The organism is Hymenobacter siberiensis, from assembly GCF_018967865.2.
Lineage (GTDB): Bacteria > Bacteroidota > Bacteroidia > Cytophagales > Hymenobacteraceae > Hymenobacter > Hymenobacter siberiensis.
Map to the genome: position 1 here is coordinate 2,103,685 of NZ_JAHLZY020000001.1, position 15,608 is coordinate 2,119,292.

Here is a 15,608-nt window from a genome sequence, read left to right on the forward strand (position 1 = left end):
TGATTAAATAGGACTTACGCATTTTGGGGTACTTTAAGCAAAACCGCCCGCTCATGCTGACCCAAACCGCTTACATCGAGTACCTGCTCAGTACGCCCACGAACTACACCTGCACGCATTTGACAGCCCATCTGCCCGATGTAAGCCACGACCAGGCAAATCAGTTTTTGCGCACGAGCACACTGCCCATCAATTAGTTGCGCGAATTAGTTCAGCCCTTGCTCCACGATTCGCCTGCGGTTTTTCTGCTCGTCGACGACAGCGTACAAGACCAACGCCACAACCGCTTTATCGCCCTGACCAAGCGGCTGTATTCGGGCAACGCGCACGGCATGGTCACCGGCATTGGGCTGGTCAATTTGGGGCATAGTAGCGGCGAAGCCGGGGATTTCCTACCCCTGGATTACCGCACCTACGCGCACCTGCGCGCCCGACCAAGAAGACCAAGACGAACAGACGAAAAACGACCATTTTCTGGCCATGTTTGACCAGGTTGCGGCGGAGGGCAAACTACTGGCACGCACCATTTTATTTGATTCCTGGTATGCGGGCAGCACGAATTTGAAACGCATTCATCGTGCCGGTTGGACGTTTTTCACGACCCTGAAAAGCAACCGGTTGGTGAGCCTGGCCAAAGAAAGCGGCTACCAAGGCCTGACTACGCTGGAGCCGCCGCCCGGCGGTTGGAGTCAGGGCGTGGAAGTGCGCCTGAAAGAAGTGCCCTTTGGCGTAAAACGCTTCAAGCTAGTGGCCACGAACGGCGACATTGAATGGGTGCAACCCAAATTGTCGCTTCCACCCTTCGGCAATGGTGCCGGATTTACGTTGTTATCGGCCCAGGCACCAACGGTGGCCCATTCAGCGCTACGCGCAGGGCTGACAATGCGACAATTTGGGTTGCACCCCATTGAATGGTTCATTACCAACCACTTGGCTGCTCATCTGACCCGCGAAATGGTGATTGAAGCCGTGCAGGTGCGTTGGCAGGTAGAGGAGTTTCACCGCAGCTTCAAACAGTTGACGGGGGTCGGAGAAGTGCCAGTGCCGGAAGGAGATGGCGCAACGCAACCACTTGGTCTGTTGTTACTTGGCCTGGGTATCGCTGCGTCAACACGTCCGCCGCATGGGGCAAACTATTTATCAGGCGTACCAACAGCAATGGGCACCCTACCTGCGGGATTTGCTCCAAAAACCACTCATTCAAGCACTTGTATAGTCGAGTGCGTAAGTTCTATTAAAGGGTTTTCGCAACAGCAATTGGTTGCTGCAAGCAGCTAAACAGTTTCGGCAGCCAATTGCTTTTTTAGAAGTGGGCAGCCGGCTGTTGGTAAATAGCCGCCGTTTCATTACCAGACGGTTGCTATTGTTTTGCGCGCAGCTAGCTGGCCACCCTGCTCACAAAGCGGGTGGAAGCGTAGTGGGACCACCTGATATCGTTCGGCCCACTTGTTCGTCAAGGTAGCTATCGGGAAGTGCCAGCAGGTGGTTGTGGGCGTCGCAGGCCCGGGAGAGCCTGTTGCACCAGATGCGAACAGACAGAAACCTGCGGGGCCTGCTTTCACAAACCTGAAGAATACAGGTATTTGCATTGTCGGTACTGGCTTGGGCGCGTTGCCCCATCCGCTTTTCACCGGCTCCACTCAACCTATCAATAACTTATGGCACCACGGTCAGCGCCGTTAACCCCGCCGTCACTTACACCACTACCATCTTTCAGTAATGAGCCCCCGTATGGCCTGCACAGTATTCCATTTTTACGCTACCAAAAGGCCAGGCTGTCACTGAAAAAACAAAAAGGCCCTTCACTGCAAGTGAAGGGCCTTTTTAGCAAACGGTAGCGGTCTGGACGGGACTCGAACCTGTGCTGTAAGCCGCTGGCTTCCAGAGGGATGTACACTTTTGCGTGTTTCGGATGCGCCACTTGGGGCTGTGCTTACTGCGCTACTAAATAATCCATAAATACTGCTATTCGGTGAGAGCTGCTTGCTATCTTCGATCTGAATCAAATAGCACAATCAAATGAAAACCAGCGCATATCTGCGGCCGATGGCCCGTAGTCTAGAGAGCATCGTCAGCGTGAGGTACACGCACAAACACAAGTACTTCGCAGTACGCACGGGTCTAACGATTTTGCCAAAGTTCTTCGATGAGGACAATGGCACTATCCGTAGGTCACACCCCGACAACATCAAGCTCAACGCCGTTATCCAGTTGAAGCGGTCGGCCGTGATGAACGCCGCCTTGGACGTGGTGCTGCGAGGGCTGGAGCCGACCGTCGATCTGGTGCGTGACCAACTCAACGGCGTGGTGTCAGCACCAACCAAGCAGGTAAAGCTGCACGAGCCCAAAGCGTTACCGCCAGTGCTCGCACCGGACCCGGAGCCCAGGAAGAAGGGCCGACCCAGCAAGGCAGACTTGGCAGCAAAAGAAGCGGCCAGGACTCTGACCGAGCCCGTGCCCACACCGGTACTGCTGCCGACCACGGGCACGTCACGACGCTTCCACGAGCTGCTGATCATGTACGGCAACGGCTCGGTGCACGACGCCGCCTCCACGAAGAAGGACAAGAAGCTGTTCGTGAAGGTGGTCCACGAGTTTCAGGCGTGGCACGACGCACCGATGGAGTTTGCAAAGATGGACGCTTGGTTCTACGAGCGGCTGGCGAAGTACTTTCTCGACGTGCGGGGTGGGTTCAACAACATCTTCGGCAAGCGGATCAAGGAGCTGAAGGCGTTCCTGCGGTGGTGCGAGACCGAGCACAACGTCAAGGTGCACCAAGCCTACCGGAAGTGGAAGGTGTACCAGGAGGAAAAAGAGATCGTCTTCCTGACCGAGGAAGAGATCGACAAGGTGTGGGCCATCAAGCACCTGAACGGCACGATGGCCCGCTACCGTGACATCTTCGTGTTCGCCTGCATCACCGGCTTCCGCTGGTCGGACATCATTCGCAGCAAGCAGATGGTTGTGCAAAACGGCTTGCTCACGATCCTAACACAGAAAAACAGGGGCAATGCTAAGGTGCCGATGACGGATCGCATACGGCTCATCCTAGATAGGTATAACGGCGATCTGAACGTCGTGCCGCTGCCCAAGCTCAACCTCGCAGTGAAGGAGTTGGCGCAGATGGCGGGGCTCGACAAGCCGGTCCACTACTACCGCCACAAGCTGCGGGAGGCAGTTGTCTACGAGGAGCCGATGTGGAAGCTGCTCTCGATGCACTGCGGTCGGCGCAGCTTCATCACGAACTCGTTCACAAAGGGGTTCTCGGTGAACGAGATCCTGGAGATGATCGGCAGCAGCGACGCCAAGGTGTTGGGCGGCTATCTGGCCATCACAGGCAGCCACCTGGTGCAGCGTACGAAGCAGCTGAGCGAGTAGGGTAGGCCTAAAACAAAAAAAGCCCCGCAGTGATGAGCTGCGGGGCTTTTCTGTTGATGTTACTACATGGTCGATTTAGGCGGCTTGGTTACAGCGTCTGTTATAGACCAGCCTGCGTCAATACGTAAGCGCACCCGGGTGTAGACCACATTATCGTAGGAGGGTAAGAACGATTCAATCGCTTCACCAAGCGAAGTTTTTACCCCCTTAAAATGCACAGGGCGGACCGTTGCTTTATTTCGATGGACGGTTTTCCGGTCAGCAAAGCAGCAGTTGGCTGGGCTGTAGGGTAGGGTTTTATCACGACGCATTAGGTTAAGACGAGGCTCATAGCCGTTGTCTAACGCCCAATCAGCAAACCGACTATTGCCGTTTTTATCCATCCATTCGGGGCAAATAGTTGCGCCTCTTCCGCCATATGCAGCAAAGTGTCTGCCGTTAGGATTTGTGCAGTATGTTTTCAAACTGGCATGAATACTCTTCAGCTTTTTGACGCTATCGTTGCGGTCTTGTTCGTTGCGCATGGACTAATTGGCGAAAAGTTCTTCGGCGGTACAGTAGCGGTCATCGAAGTAGTCAGATGCGGCGCTGCGTACGTCGTCTAGATCAAGCGTCTGGTTGCTGTCGAGGTTGCGGGGCCACAGGTCGTCACGCTGTAGTTCTTCAATGGCCTCGGCTCTGTAGTAGCTGGCCAGCACGTTGCCGTAAATGTAGTCGGGGTCGAACTCGCTTAGTTTGACGGCGTCGTCGTGACGGACGACTACCTCTGGCATGACCTCCTCGTGCCACGTCACCACGTAGTTGAGCACGTCCGTGACGTCGGCCGGTGCGGTTCGCAGCTTCTCTTCCAGCTTACCAATAAGGCTACTACTGATGTTGAGGATGACGCCGAGCCTGTAGAGTGACTCCTGGGACATGGCCAGGTCGTCACGCAATTGCTGTTTGGTAATGAAGGGTTGTTTCATGATGTTAGTGGGTTACTTGCGTTTGTAGTGAAAGCTGCGCTTGGTGGGTGTTGCCTTCGTAATGGCCGCAGCGATGCCTTTCACTGTCGTATCGGGCTGTTTGGCTACTGCTTGTTCTGCCTCTTGCTCGAAGGCTGCGGCAATGGCTTCACGGTGTTCACGGCGCTTATAGCGGATCGCTTTGAGGTTAGCTTCGTCAGCGGCGAAAGCGTCATTGCGGTCACGCCAGATGGCGAGGTTGTGCTCCTTGAAGGAGGGCGGGTTGTCGATGCTGAAGCGACGGTAGTACTTTCGGAAAGCGTCGACTGCGCAGAATGCCTCGACGAGCGCTTCGGCGATGGGTGCAGTGGTCACCTTGAAGTCGCACGTGTAATAGTGCATGATCGGCGAAAGGGCCTCGCACCATTTCAAGGCGTACTCGAATATGGCGGCGGCGTGCTCTGGGTGCTTGGCAGCATCAATGCCAGCGTCGACGACCATTGTGCTGCGCATTTGGGACGCCAGTGCTTGGCAGTCGTGGAGCTTCTTACACTTCTCTAGGAAGCTGAGGCTGCGGAAGTTTGGGTGGTGGTGGTGTTCCATGATGGAATTGGGGTTGGTTGGAAATAAAAAAGGCTGGCACCCTTGACGGATGCCAGCCATTGAAGACTGTGGTAGAGGAGGTTACTTGCAGCGCTTGAACGCCGGGTCGTAGCGCAGCGAGGACATAGCTTTGACTTTTGTGTCGTTGCTTATGAGACCGTGGGCGACCAGTTGGCTGAGCTTGTCGTGCATTCCAAAGAAGAACTTCTCAGACTTTTTCATGACAGAAAGAAGGGGGTTAAATCGGTTAAATAATAAGTCGAAGTTATAGCGATAGACTAATGTAACAGCAGCTGCAATACCACTACTTTCGAAAGAAATGGCCTTACAGTATTCGGTAGTGTGCGGGTGCCGTGCGTCATGACACGGGGGGTGTGCGGGTTTCCGTTCTACCGCATCACGCACTATTCAAAGGGCATACCGGGTCCTTCAACCCCTTCTACCATTACCACCGATTATGATAACAGTACAATATTAGATTCTTGTAAACCCGTTTCCTAGCCCCTATCTTTGTGTCCAATTCCGCCCAGCACGAAGAGTGTGCGGTTTTTGAAAAACAGTTAAAGTGCACACTCTCTTTGGCTTACGCCTTTGAAAGTTCATATAAAATAATTGCCCCTCCGTTATCCGAAGGGGCAATTCTGGTTTTACGGGGTGGCGCAGGCGGGTTACAAGTACTTGTCGGGGATGGTCGCCAAAGCGTAGTAGATGGCCTGGTTGGTAGCCGGGTCACGGTGGTAGGGTATGAGCTTGCCGTCGGCGTGCATCATCAGGTACTTGTCCTCGGCACGGGTTTCGGCGTGGGCCTCGGAGTTGGTCTGTGCCACGTCGACACGTTCTACCTCGAAGGTCTTCTTGCCGTCGGCGTGGTCGGTGAGGTCGTGCAGCATGGCGCCGCCCTTGTAGAAGGCGACGTGGTAGAGCCGGTCGATGCCCATCTCCTGGCGGTGGGCGCAGAGGGCCTTGAACTTGGAGACGGTGAGGAAGGTGTCACGCATGCTGCGCACGTCGAAGTGGCCGTTGCGCACCTTGGCTTCCATCATGCAGGTGGCCGTGCGGGCCTTGCCGACGATGCCGAAGAGAGCGTCGAAGCGTTCCATGTTGCCGACCTCCGAGATGGCCACGTCGGCGAGGGTGTACTTCGTTGCCAGCTTCTGGAAGAACCAGCCGAGGAACTGGCGCTCCTTGATCTCTGCCCGGCGGACGGTTGCTTGGGTGTCTTTACTGTTGCGTGCCATGTTATACGTGGGACTATTTTATAATCCTCTACTGCGAGGACAACATATATATCAGCGATTACCGCTTCCCTTACTGTATTGCTGCAATTTATTTTCGAGGGGTAGGGGAAGGGCCCACGGCCAGTATATACCGCAAGCCAACCGGCTCAAAACGTGGTATAACATCATGAAACGATTCTTCGACGCCCTCTTCCTGGGCACCATTGCGATGGCCCCCAAGGCTGCTGTCATCATCATCCTGTTCGGCTGCCTCGCTGCCATCGGCGAGCAGAACGGCCTGAGCAAAGCGGCCTACACCAGCGTCGGCGCATTCGGCCTGGTGCTCGGCATCGTGGCCGTGATCTACAACGTCCAGGCTGAAAAGAAATAAGCCCACGGATATGGATAACCCCTGCTTCATGCAAATGGAGCAGGGCTTTTTCTGTCCAAACGTGAAAGGGAGCACTCTCTGCGCAGTATATACAAAAACGATTTACCGCCGCTATGCTACTCATTCTCACCGCCATCACTGTCGCCAGCAGCTCCTACCTGGGCAGCGTGCTCTACGACATCCTCCTGCAGCGTGCCGACAAGCCGGTCTACTTCCGCACCAACACGAAGGCCTTCACGCCCACGACAAACAACGCCACCAAATAACATGGCCACGAAGAAGAAGACCGCACCCGTGCTCGAGGAGTTCGCAGGCATCAACAACGACATGATCGCCGAGCTGAGCGACTACATGGACTACTACGGCATCACGTCGGGCAAGGCACTCTCCAAAGCCGACAAGGCCGCCTTCCACCGTGACGCCCGGATGCTTGTGATCGAGATGTGCTACGACCAGTCCACGATGCTGCTGGCCATCGCCGCATGCACCAACGCAGAGGAGCGCTACACCAAGACCGAGGACTACGAGACAGCGGGCAACCTCTACTTCGTCGGCAACCTGATAGCCCAGCGCTACGACGAAATCCACCCCAAGTACTAATTGTCACCCGCCGCCCCCTCTACCGCCCAACCCGAAACCAGCCACCTGACAGACGCCCAACTGCGCCGGGCCATCGGCAACAACTACGACCTCCTGCTCGATAAGGTGCAAAACGGCATACGCTTCAAGCTGCGCATCACCCTGCGGCGTGACGAGGTCATGGACCTGGTAAACGAAGTGGTCGCCAACATGCTCGAGCGCCACGATAGAGGGCTGGTGTCGTTCGAGAGCGAGGGCAAGATGATCGGCTACGTGCTCTTCGGTGCGTGGTGCAACTACCGGACGCAGGCGGGCAAGATCAGCAACAAGGCCAAAGCGAAGCGCAAGACCAAGGACCCCGAGTGGCTGGAGGAAGGGCAGCACCGCATCACCCGAAGCAAAGCCCAGACGGTGGACGTGTACGACTACGCCGATAAGCTGGCGGATGTATCCAGCGACCACGACAGGACCGACCAGGACCTTACGGATGCTTACTACGCCGAGCTGTGGGGCAAGCTGTTCGACTACCTCGATGACTGCGTGGCTGACGGCTTCTTCAAGTTTGATGAGGTCTCGCTCTACAAGAGTTTCATCCTGAACCAGTGGAGCATGAAGGAGCTGATCGCCCAGTCCGATTACAAGCGTTCCTACGTGCAGAAGGCGGTGACCAAGGTGCGTGAGCACATCAAGACGGTGGACTGGTATTTAACAACCTCGGAGTAGGCCGGGAGATGGGGTATCCCTCCTTTATGGAACACTTTACGTACCTGCCGCCCATCATTAACGCCACGAGCCACCTACCCTTATCTCTAACAAATACTACCAAATGCTTTCGGGCACGACGCAATGACACACGATGATGTATTCAACGACGTAACGTCGCTAACGAGAGTGACGAAGGGTCGCAGCTCCGAGGACCTGACGCAGCTACGGCGGCTGAAGGTGCTGGAGATGTACTCGGCTGGGTTGGTGCCGCAGATTTACGCCTACGTGGAAGGGCAGGGGTTCTCACGCCAGACGGCCTCGAACGATTTGACCTGGGCGAAGCAGGAGTGGCTGGAGATACACCAGAACCCGGACACGGTCAACGACACGGTGGAGCGGCACAAAGCGAAGTACTACGCCTGGGCCGCTGCTGCTGAAGCGGCTGGTGACCGCAAGGAAGCACGGGCGATGCTGCAGGCCGTGGAGAAGCTGATGGGGTTGCATCAGAATAATACAGTGGTGCAGGTGAACACGGGCGCCGTGACGAACCAGACGCTCGTGAACCACAACTATGACACCCTGACACTGGAGGAGCTGGAGAAGCTACAGTTGCTGCTGGCCAAAACGTCGCTGCCGGCCGCTGATGGATCCTAAGCAACTACCTAAGCTCGAAGACGTGCAGCGGGCGCTGTACCGCAAATCCTATTACCATTTTTTTCGTGCGGCGTTTACCGTTTTGCACCCTGGGGAAGAGTACACCGACAACTGGCACATAAAAGCGTTCTGTGAGCTGCTGCAACTAGAAGCTGAAAGAATCTCCAGCAACTCGCAGAAGCACCAGGATCTGCTCGTTAACACGCCGTTCCGTAGCGCCAAGAGCCTGATCTTTTCGGTGATGTACAACGCCTGGGTCTGGACCTGGTTCCCCGAGGCGAAGTTCATCGGCGTCTCGTACTCGGCCTCGCTGGCGCTCGAGCTGGCTACCCTCACCCGTGACCTGATCAGCAGCGACTGGTACCAGCGTCTCTGGGGAAGCCAGTACAAGATGGCATCGGACGCCAACCAAAAAGGTTTCTACAAGACCGACAAGGGTGGCTTCCGCAAGAGCGTCGGTACCGGCGGCCAGATCACCGGCTCGGGTGCTGACTTCATCATCCTCGACGATCCCCAGTCGCCGGGCAATGCTACGTCTAAGACTGACCGTGACTCGGTGGTACACTTCTACAAGGCCACACTGTACTCACGCCTGAACAAGCTGGACGTCGGGGTGCGCATCTGCGTGCAACAGCGGCTACACGAGGAAGACCTGACGGGTTATCTGCTGGCCAACAACCCCGATAAGTACCGCCACGTCTGCGTGCCCGCAGTACTCACCGAGGATTTAATGCCGAAGGCATGGGCTGACCGGTACGTGGATGGCTTGTTCTGGCCCGACCGCTTCACCCACGCAGTACTAGAAGACTACCGTGACCAGTTGGGTGCCACCCAGTACGCCAACCAACTACTCCAGAAGCCCAGGCCCGAGGAAGGCGGCATGTTCAAGGCCGAGTGGCTGGAACACCAGAAGCTTTCGCAGCTGCAGTTTCTTGAGAAGCTAAGTGGCCGAACCCCGCAGTGGCAGCTGTTCATCGACGGCGCCGAGACCGCTGACGCCAAGAACGACGCCACCTGCTATCTCTTAGCGTGTAAGCTGGACAACCAGCTCTTCGTGGCCGACGTGAAATGGGTGCGCAAGATCTTCACCGACTTGGTACGTGATGCGAAAGAGTACATACTTCAGCACCAGCACAGCATGTACCCCATCAGCCGGGTCTACATCGAAGGCAAGAGCGTAGGCAAGCACTTGCTTGCCCAGCTGCGTCAGGACGTGCCCAACCAGGTATTCAAAGAACTACAGCCGGGCCGTGACAGCAAAGCGGTACGTGCCGTGGCCTGCCAGCCCTTCGTGGAAGGGGGTCGGGTGTGGCTGCTCCAGGGCGCATGGAACGGCCCCTTCATCGACGAGGTCACCAGCTTCACCGACGGCAAGAGCGGCCACGACGACAGCCTCGACGTGCTGGTCTACGCCATCCAGGACACCAAGACCTCGGACTTCTACTACTCCGCAGTCTAAAAATCTTATCTACCACCAGATGAAGAAGCCATTCAAGCTCAACCAAGCCACCTACTACCTGCCCACAGACTGGAGTGAGGTCACCTACGACCAGTACGTACAGATCACCGACCTGCCCGACGACCTCAACGGCACCGAGAAGGCCACCAGGATAGTTGCTGTAGTTACTGGAGTGCCCTTAGAAACTTTAGAAGCTGCTGGCATCGGGCTCGTGGTGCCGCTCTTCGACGAGCTGGCGTTCATGCAGGAGCCGCCCAAGGCTGCCATGATCGAGCACGTATCTATTGCCGGGGTTAATTACTATGCCCAGCACATAACCACGGTAGGGGAGCTGGCCGCTTTCGATCGGGTACATAACGCCGACTCGTTGACCGAGGGGCAGAAGCTGCCCTACATCCTGGCCATCCTGCTGCGGCGCATGGATTCCGTCGCCTCTGTGAAGCCCACGCTGCTGCAGAAGCTACTGGGTCGCAAAACCGAAACGGACTCCGCACGGGTCGAATACGAAGCGTTTAAGAACGACGAGAGCTGGGTGACCAAGCGGGCCAAGCTGTTCGGTTCCATGCTCAGCCCCAGCCAGGTGCTCGGCCTCGCCTCTTTTTTTTTGCTCAGCGCAAGGACCTCACCGACGACTACGCTGCGCTCTTCGCACCTAGCCGCTATGGCACCAAGACTGAGAAAGCTTTCGGCAGCTATATCGGCGCTAAGTACGGTTGGGCAGCGTCGCTCTACGACCTGGAACCGGATGTTCTCAAGCATCCTGCGCTGCTACATCTGGACGTTAGGGCGCTCCTTGACAAGCTCCAGTATGATCGGGAAGTAGCCGACTTCCAACGTGCCGAATACGAGCGCAACAAAACCACCTAGTACATAACATGAGCATCTATTACAGCCAGCGCACCAGCACCCTACAGAAGGTATACGCCACCCTCGAGAAGGTGTGCAGCGCCCACATTGCCGTGACCGAATACGACTGCGGCGACCTCCAGCTGTTCAGCACCGAGTACCGGTTCCCGCTGGCCTACCTGGAGACCATCACCGAAGTAGGGGAGAACCAGAGCAAGAATGGCGAGACCTACACCGTCACCCTGAACCTCCTGGACCGACAGCCCGAGGCCCACAACCGCACCACGCTGGTCCAGACCCACGACAAGCTCAAGCAGGTGTTCAGTGAGATCAAGTCCTACCTGGAGCGCCGTGAGGTGTTCGGTAATGTCAACGTCGGCCCGGCCACGCTGCTGCTCTTCAACGGCTTCGACGATGCCAACCTTGTCCGGCTGCGTGCCGAGTTCACGGTGAGCGTCGACATGGTCGCCACCGACCAGCCCGACCTGAACCTGCTGTTCCAATTCTAAGAGAAACTTAAGAAGCTGCAGCCCCACCAGAAGCTGGAGTTTCTTTTAGTTGTTCTGGCTCGGGCTGCGGTGGCTTGCGCCCTCCGCCCTCCAGCGCCATTGATTTAGGTACGTAAAGTGTTCCATAAAGGAGGGATACCCACCCCTGACCTGGAGCCCACGCCCAGCCTAACCAGTCCTCATCGGCTGGCCACAACCTGCGCCCACATTCAGATGGCAGCACAAAGCATCGCCCAAGTGGTTCAATCCCTGGGCAAACCCACGCCCACGCCCACCGGCAGCATTAAACCCCGGCTGAACCAGGAGATGCAGCTCGTAGCCGACGCCATCAAGGTGTTCATGCTGGCCGAGCTGGAAGCCCACGCCCGCCACAAGCTCAGCACCACCGGCTCTGGGATAGCTTCTACAGCAACTGCAGCAGCTGATGTTACTGGTGTTTCTATCGGTCTGCCCGCCTACGCCGACTCCATCGACCAGGGCCGCAAACCGGGAGGGAAGTTAGTACCCCTCGAATCCATCATCGGCTGGCTGCTACGGTACAAGATCGCCAGCAATAAAAAGGTGCAAAAGGGGAGTGGTATAAACTCTGCCGCCTACGCCATCCAGCGCAGCATCTACCTGCACGGCATCAAGGCTAAGCCATTCCTGGAAGCCACGATCCAGTTTCGGGACGAGCTGGTGGACAAGGTGGTTGACACCGTCATCCTGCCCCAGATCGCCGCTACGCTGGACCTTATCTTCTTGCAGAAATAGCGCCCACACCCATGCCCTTCACCATTGCGATTACCGTAACCGACCGCACCGTCACCCTCGGCGTCGGCTCTTCCACGCTGACCCAGTACAAGCTGTACCTGCAGACCGGTGAGATCCGGGAGCAGTACTCCAACGTCTTCACTAACCTGCCCGACGGCGATCACGCTGTGCAGGGCACCCAGACCCTGGCCAACGGTACCACCGAGACCGACTACCAGGAGTTCAACATCACCGGCACGGCCGTTTACGTGCCCACCACGTTCTCGCTGGTCACCAAGCCGGGCTACCTCCAGGCCGTGTACAACCCGATGCTGGTGCAGCTGCAGAAGTCGGACTACAAGATTGGCGACCTGTTTTTCGTCGAGGTCTGGACCCTACCAGGTCGCCGTGTGCTATTGAACGCCCCTAAGGCTTACGCCACCCTGCACCGCACCCTCATCGTGAACGGTGACGCCACTGGTAAGGCCACCATTGATATCAGCGACTCCCTTTCCTCGCTGTTCCAGGAGCAGAATCAATACGTACCGAACACCGTGCTCGCCCACCAGAAGGACGAGAGCGCCTACGTGCCCTACTACTTCCTGGCCGGCACCCTCAAGTACGACGAGCAGAACCGACCGGTTAAGACCTACCTGTTCAACTCCACAGTCGCATACGCATTGCGTGCCGCACTTAAGCTGAACCAGACGGACTGGATGATAGATTACGTCTACCAGTTCGATGGTGAGCCCGTACGGCCACTGACCAGCATCCCCGACAACGCCCGCCGCAAGCCATCCGAGCCCACGCTCCTGAGCTACTTCATCGCCTTAGAGAACGAGGGTCCCACGTTCATCAACCGTGCGTTCGTCATGGCCGACCTCACCTTCCTCGACGGCACCAGCCAGAGCGGTTTCTTCGTGAACGAGTTCGACCTGGATGCCAAAGGTGGTGGCCTTTACCTCGTGGACGCCAAGCCCCAGCGCCTCGTCACCCACCCACGCTACGCCGAGCTGGTAAGTTACACCGTCTACCTCGACTACTTCGACGACACCCTGACCACGACCATGACCTCGGGCCGCACCTTCACCGTTGGCGAGGACGTGCAGCTCCCCGTGGAGGTAACCTTCATGAACCGACTCGGCGGCTGGGACACCCTCAGCTTCCGCCGGGACCGCAACACCGACATCAAGACCAAGTCCAGCGTGTTCACCACCGGCTACGGCGCCCGCACCTTCCAGGTCGACAGCACCACCAGCACCACCTACAACTCCGGCTGGCTCACCCAGGTCGAGTACACCTGGCTCAAGGACCTGATGCTCTCGCCCGCCGTCTACATCGACGGTGAGTACGTGCGCACCCAGGACACCACCTACAAGTTCGACTCCTCGCTGGGCCTGTTCAGCATGGAAATCACCGTCAGCCCAGACGCCGAAGAAAACTCTATCAGACTTTAATGGCTCTTGTTGAACTAATCATTAACCGCAAACCCGCCGACCTCTCCGAAGACGTGCGCATCCAGCTCGACCGCATCGTCTCCGAGCTGCGTGACCCTTTGAAGAAGACCGGCACGGTATCCCTGCCGGTCACGCTGCCCTACACGGCCAACAACAAGGCACTCTTCTTTGGTGAAGACGACCACCAGCTTCTGGGCAAGTTCCGTCGTCGCTACGAGGCGCAGCTGGTCGTGAACAACGTGGTCGTGGTGGACGGCATCTGGCAGCAGGTAAAGAACACCGGCAAGGGCTTCGTGGGCGCCATCGGCGAGGCGAAAGTGTCCAACCCGAAGATCGGCGACCTGCTGCTCAACAAGAAACTGACCGACATCAAGTCCTTCGTGAAGCTGGATTACAGAGGAAGCTCCAGCATCGCTGCCTCCTGGCAGAACACCGGGTCCTTTCCCGACGCCGAGGTGTGCTTTCCCTTCGTGGCGACCTCGTTTTCAGACCTCCAGTTCGGCTTTCGGGCCAACTACGAGGACCTCGGGGTGAGTCATTTCGCTGCCGCCATCCTGAAAAACATCTTCGTAGACGCCGGTTACACTGCGGACGGCGAGATTTTTGGCAACGAGACTTTCCAGAAGCTGGTGGTTATGTACTCATCTAGTGCAAAACAGGCCTGGAACTACGGCACTCTTGCACCATTTCGCAGCGAGTGCACCGTGGGTTTCCTTGGTAATAGCTGGGACGGCGGCGTGTCCAAGGTAATCGAGCGGCAGTCCGACAACGTGCTGGTCTTCTCGTACCCCTTCGTGGCAACGGACGGCGACTTTGCTGAGTGCATGGGCACCGACGGCGTCTACACCTGCAAGTTCAGCGGCAACTACACCCTACAGGTGCGTGGCGATGCGGTTGCGGGTAACGGTAGCAGCACCTCGCCCCAGGCGTTCACGGCCTTCCGCTGCATCACCGACAACGAGGCCATCCCCGACAACATGCTCCCTCCGAGCGGCAGCTTCAGCACCCAGGTAGACCCACTCTACTTTGACAACGGCACCATAGCAGTAGGCAACGGCGACGGCGGCGTGGACATGAACTTCGTGGCCCGCCTGGAAGAGGGTAAGCAGTACGCCGTCCAGCGCTACATCTCCGTGGCCAAGTCGGCCACCCCGCCGTTCTACTACAACCCCAACAGCGGCAAGTTCCACTGCTCGCTGGTGGAAGCTCCGGTCCTGCTGGACCCCGCCACCTTCCTGCCCGACATGAGCCAGTCGGAGTTCGTGAACGCCATGTTCAAGCTGTTCAACCTCTACTACGAGATCAACGGCGAGCAGAAGTCCATCACGCTGCTGACCCGCAACTCGTTCTTCAAGGAGACCCTGAAAGACGTGATCGACCTGACGCCTCACCTCAACGTGGCCAACATGGACGAGTACCCGCTCAGCGACAAGGAGATTGCCAAGACCTACCTGACCTACCTGACCGACGAGGCCGACCATATCCTCAAGCACACCGACTACATGGCGCTTGTAAACGGCGACGCACCGGAGGAGAGCACCAAGCTGCCCTTCGCACCCCTTGGCTTCCTGCGCATCACCCACACGGCCCTCAACGCAGACGGTACCGGCAACGAGACCGGTGAGGACGACATCCCCGCCATCCTACCGGCCCAGACTTCCGAGGACAGCTCGGTGCTGGCCGATATGGACAACGCCACCGTCGGCGGAGCCTGGACCCCACGCCTGTGCTTGTACCAGGGTAACTACTGGATCAAGTCCAGGCTAATCCAGCCGACGCCGTCACCAAGCTACCAGTACTATAACGTGCGTCTGGGTAAGGAGTACCGGGGCACGTCTAACATTTTCGTTGGCGGCGGTGCCGTGCCCATCAGCTACGACTACACCGGCCCGGCTCCTAAGCTCACGTTCTTCGACGTCAACCACCAACCTGCCTACCAGGTCACGGTCAACACGTCGCTGCGCAGCTTTGCCGTAGAGAAGGCCACCACGCCCACCATTTACGCTGGAGCGGGTAACGCTTACTTCCTGACCGACGTGACCCGCACGGTGACGTTGGAGCGCACCTCGCTGGCCACCAACGTAGACAGCTCGGTTAACCCGAAAGGCTTCTTCTACAAGCTGTAAGCCAACGA

At 57.3% G+C, this 15,608-nt stretch carries 17 protein-coding genes and 1 pseudogene; 13 read left to right on the forward strand and 5 right to left on the reverse strand.

What is annotated here, in order from left to right; all coding sequences use genetic code 11:
• Positions 1-53 precede the first annotated feature (53 nt).
• Positions 54-1,278: pseudogene (locus KQ659_RS09345) on the forward strand (transposase).
• Positions 1,279-2,019: 741 nt separating this feature from the next.
• Positions 2,020-3,378, forward strand: coding sequence for a hypothetical protein (locus tag KQ659_RS09350; RefSeq protein ID WP_216689036.1), 1,359 nt, complete (start codon positions 2,020-2,022; stop codon positions 3,376-3,378).
• A 62-nt stretch (positions 3,379-3,440) separates the two neighbouring features.
• Here the strand turns inward: KQ659_RS09350 and KQ659_RS09355 are convergent, their stop codons facing one another.
• The 5 genes from KQ659_RS09355 to KQ659_RS09375 all read right to left on the reverse strand — a co-directional run bounded on the left by KQ659_RS09355 (position 3,441) and on the right by KQ659_RS09375 (position 6,049).
• On the reverse strand, positions 3,441-3,902 hold the full coding sequence (locus tag KQ659_RS09355; RefSeq protein WP_216689035.1) for a hypothetical protein: 462 nt from the start codon (positions 3,900-3,902) through the stop codon (positions 3,441-3,443).
• Between the two features lie 3 nt (positions 3,903-3,905).
• Positions 3,906-4,343, reverse strand: coding sequence for a hypothetical protein (locus tag KQ659_RS09360; RefSeq protein WP_216689034.1), 438 nt, complete (start codon positions 4,341-4,343; stop codon positions 3,906-3,908).
• 12 nt (positions 4,344-4,355) lie between these two features.
• Complete coding sequence (locus KQ659_RS09365) at positions 4,356-4,925, reverse strand: hypothetical protein (protein WP_216689033.1); 570 nt, start codon at positions 4,923-4,925, stop codon at positions 4,356-4,358.
• A gap of 81 nt (positions 4,926-5,006) precedes the next feature.
• On the reverse strand, positions 5,007-5,147 hold the full coding sequence (locus tag KQ659_RS09370; RefSeq protein ID WP_216689032.1) for a hypothetical protein: 141 nt from the start codon (positions 5,145-5,147) through the stop codon (positions 5,007-5,009).
• A gap of 446 nt (positions 5,148-5,593) precedes the next feature.
• A complete protein-coding gene (locus tag KQ659_RS09375) occupies positions 5,594-6,049 on the reverse strand; it encodes a hypothetical protein (protein ID WP_216689031.1) in 456 nt (151 codons plus the stop codon).
• 280 nt (positions 6,050-6,329) lie between these two features.
• Here KQ659_RS09375 and KQ659_RS09380 point away from each other — a divergent pair, with 280 nt between their 5' ends.
• The 11 genes from KQ659_RS09380 (at position 6,330) to KQ659_RS09430 (ending at position 15,600) form a co-directional block, all read left to right on the forward strand.
• Entirely contained in the window at positions 6,330-6,533 is a 204-nt protein-coding gene (locus KQ659_RS09380; protein WP_216689030.1) for a hypothetical protein, read from the forward strand.
• A gap of 113 nt (positions 6,534-6,646) precedes the next feature.
• The gene (locus tag KQ659_RS09385; protein ID WP_216689029.1) at positions 6,647-6,799 is read left to right on the forward strand and encodes a hypothetical protein; all 153 of its coding nucleotides are present in this window, start codon (positions 6,647-6,649) and stop codon (positions 6,797-6,799) included.
• Between the two features lies 1 nt (position 6,800).
• Positions 6,801-7,133, forward strand: coding sequence for a hypothetical protein (locus tag KQ659_RS09390; RefSeq protein ID WP_216689028.1), 333 nt, complete (start codon positions 6,801-6,803; stop codon positions 7,131-7,133).
• Positions 7,134-7,835 (forward strand): hypothetical protein, encoded by a 702-nt coding sequence (locus KQ659_RS09395; RefSeq protein WP_216689027.1) that lies wholly within the window; start codon positions 7,134-7,136, stop codon positions 7,833-7,835.
• A 123-nt stretch (positions 7,836-7,958) separates the two neighbouring features.
• A complete protein-coding gene (locus tag KQ659_RS09400; protein WP_216689026.1) occupies positions 7,959-8,471 on the forward strand; it encodes a hypothetical protein in 513 nt (170 codons plus the stop codon).
• Positions 8,461-9,930: a phage terminase large subunit family protein gene (locus KQ659_RS09405; protein ID WP_216689025.1), complete on the forward strand. Its 1,470-nt coding sequence runs from the start codon at positions 8,461-8,463 to the stop codon at positions 9,928-9,930. The genes KQ659_RS09400 and KQ659_RS09405 overlap by 11 nt, the downstream gene beginning before the upstream one ends.
• Before the next feature lie 19 nt (positions 9,931-9,949).
• Positions 9,950-10,753, forward strand: coding sequence for a hypothetical protein (locus tag KQ659_RS09410; protein ID WP_216689024.1), 804 nt, complete (start codon positions 9,950-9,952; stop codon positions 10,751-10,753).
• 52 nt (positions 10,754-10,805) lie between these two features.
• Positions 10,806-11,285 carry a hypothetical protein gene (locus KQ659_RS09415; protein ID WP_216689023.1) on the forward strand — a complete coding sequence of 160 codons (480 nt, stop codon included), beginning with the start codon at positions 10,806-10,808 and terminating at the stop codon, positions 11,283-11,285.
• Positions 11,286-11,498: 213 nt separating this feature from the next.
• A complete protein-coding gene (locus KQ659_RS09420; RefSeq protein ID WP_226929909.1) occupies positions 11,499-12,038 on the forward strand; it encodes a hypothetical protein in 540 nt (179 codons plus the stop codon).
• Between the two features lie 11 nt (positions 12,039-12,049).
• Positions 12,050-13,474 carry a hypothetical protein gene (locus tag KQ659_RS09425; protein ID WP_216689021.1) on the forward strand — a complete coding sequence of 475 codons (1,425 nt, stop codon included), beginning with the start codon at positions 12,050-12,052 and terminating at the stop codon, positions 13,472-13,474.
• Positions 13,474-15,600, forward strand: coding sequence for a hypothetical protein (locus KQ659_RS09430; protein ID WP_216689020.1), 2,127 nt, complete (start codon positions 13,474-13,476; stop codon positions 15,598-15,600). Before KQ659_RS09425 ends, KQ659_RS09430 begins: the two co-directional genes overlap by 1 nt.
• Positions 15,601-15,608 lie beyond the last annotated feature (8 nt).

Coding starts and splice junctions, on each gene's coding strand:
- KQ659_RS09415 (WP_216689023.1), top strand. CDS start 10,806: ATGAGCATCTATTACAGCCAGCGCACCAGCACCCTACAGAAGGTATAC.
- KQ659_RS09420 (WP_226929909.1), top strand. CDS start 11,499: ATGGCAGCACAAAGCATCGCCCAAGTGGTTCAATCCCTGGGCAAACCC.
- KQ659_RS09430 (WP_216689020.1), top strand. CDS start 13,474: ATGGCTCTTGTTGAACTAATCATTAACCGCAAACCCGCCGACCTCTCC.
- KQ659_RS09370 (WP_216689032.1), bottom strand. CDS start 5,147: ATGAAAAAGTCTGAGAAGTTCTTCTTTGGAATGCACGACAAGCTCAGC.
- KQ659_RS09360 (WP_216689034.1), bottom strand. CDS start 4,343: ATGAAACAACCCTTCATTACCAAACAGCAATTGCGTGACGACCTGGCC.
- KQ659_RS09350 (WP_216689036.1), top strand. CDS start 2,020: ATGAAAACCAGCGCATATCTGCGGCCGATGGCCCGTAGTCTAGAGAGC.
- KQ659_RS09390 (WP_216689028.1), top strand. CDS start 6,801: ATGGCCACGAAGAAGAAGACCGCACCCGTGCTCGAGGAGTTCGCAGGC.
- KQ659_RS09355 (WP_216689035.1), bottom strand. CDS start 3,902: ATGCGCAACGAACAAGACCGCAACGATAGCGTCAAAAAGCTGAAGAGT.
- KQ659_RS09380 (WP_216689030.1), top strand. CDS start 6,330: ATGAAACGATTCTTCGACGCCCTCTTCCTGGGCACCATTGCGATGGCC.
- KQ659_RS09410 (WP_216689024.1), top strand. CDS start 9,950: ATGAAGAAGCCATTCAAGCTCAACCAAGCCACCTACTACCTGCCCACA.
- KQ659_RS09405 (WP_216689025.1), top strand. CDS start 8,461: ATGGATCCTAAGCAACTACCTAAGCTCGAAGACGTGCAGCGGGCGCTG.
- KQ659_RS09425 (WP_216689021.1), top strand. CDS start 12,050: ATGCCCTTCACCATTGCGATTACCGTAACCGACCGCACCGTCACCCTC.
- KQ659_RS09400 (WP_216689026.1), top strand. CDS start 7,959: ATGACACACGATGATGTATTCAACGACGTAACGTCGCTAACGAGAGTG.
- KQ659_RS09365 (WP_216689033.1), bottom strand. CDS start 4,925: ATGGAACACCACCACCACCCAAACTTCCGCAGCCTCAGCTTCCTAGAG.
- KQ659_RS09385 (WP_216689029.1), top strand. CDS start 6,647: ATGCTACTCATTCTCACCGCCATCACTGTCGCCAGCAGCTCCTACCTG.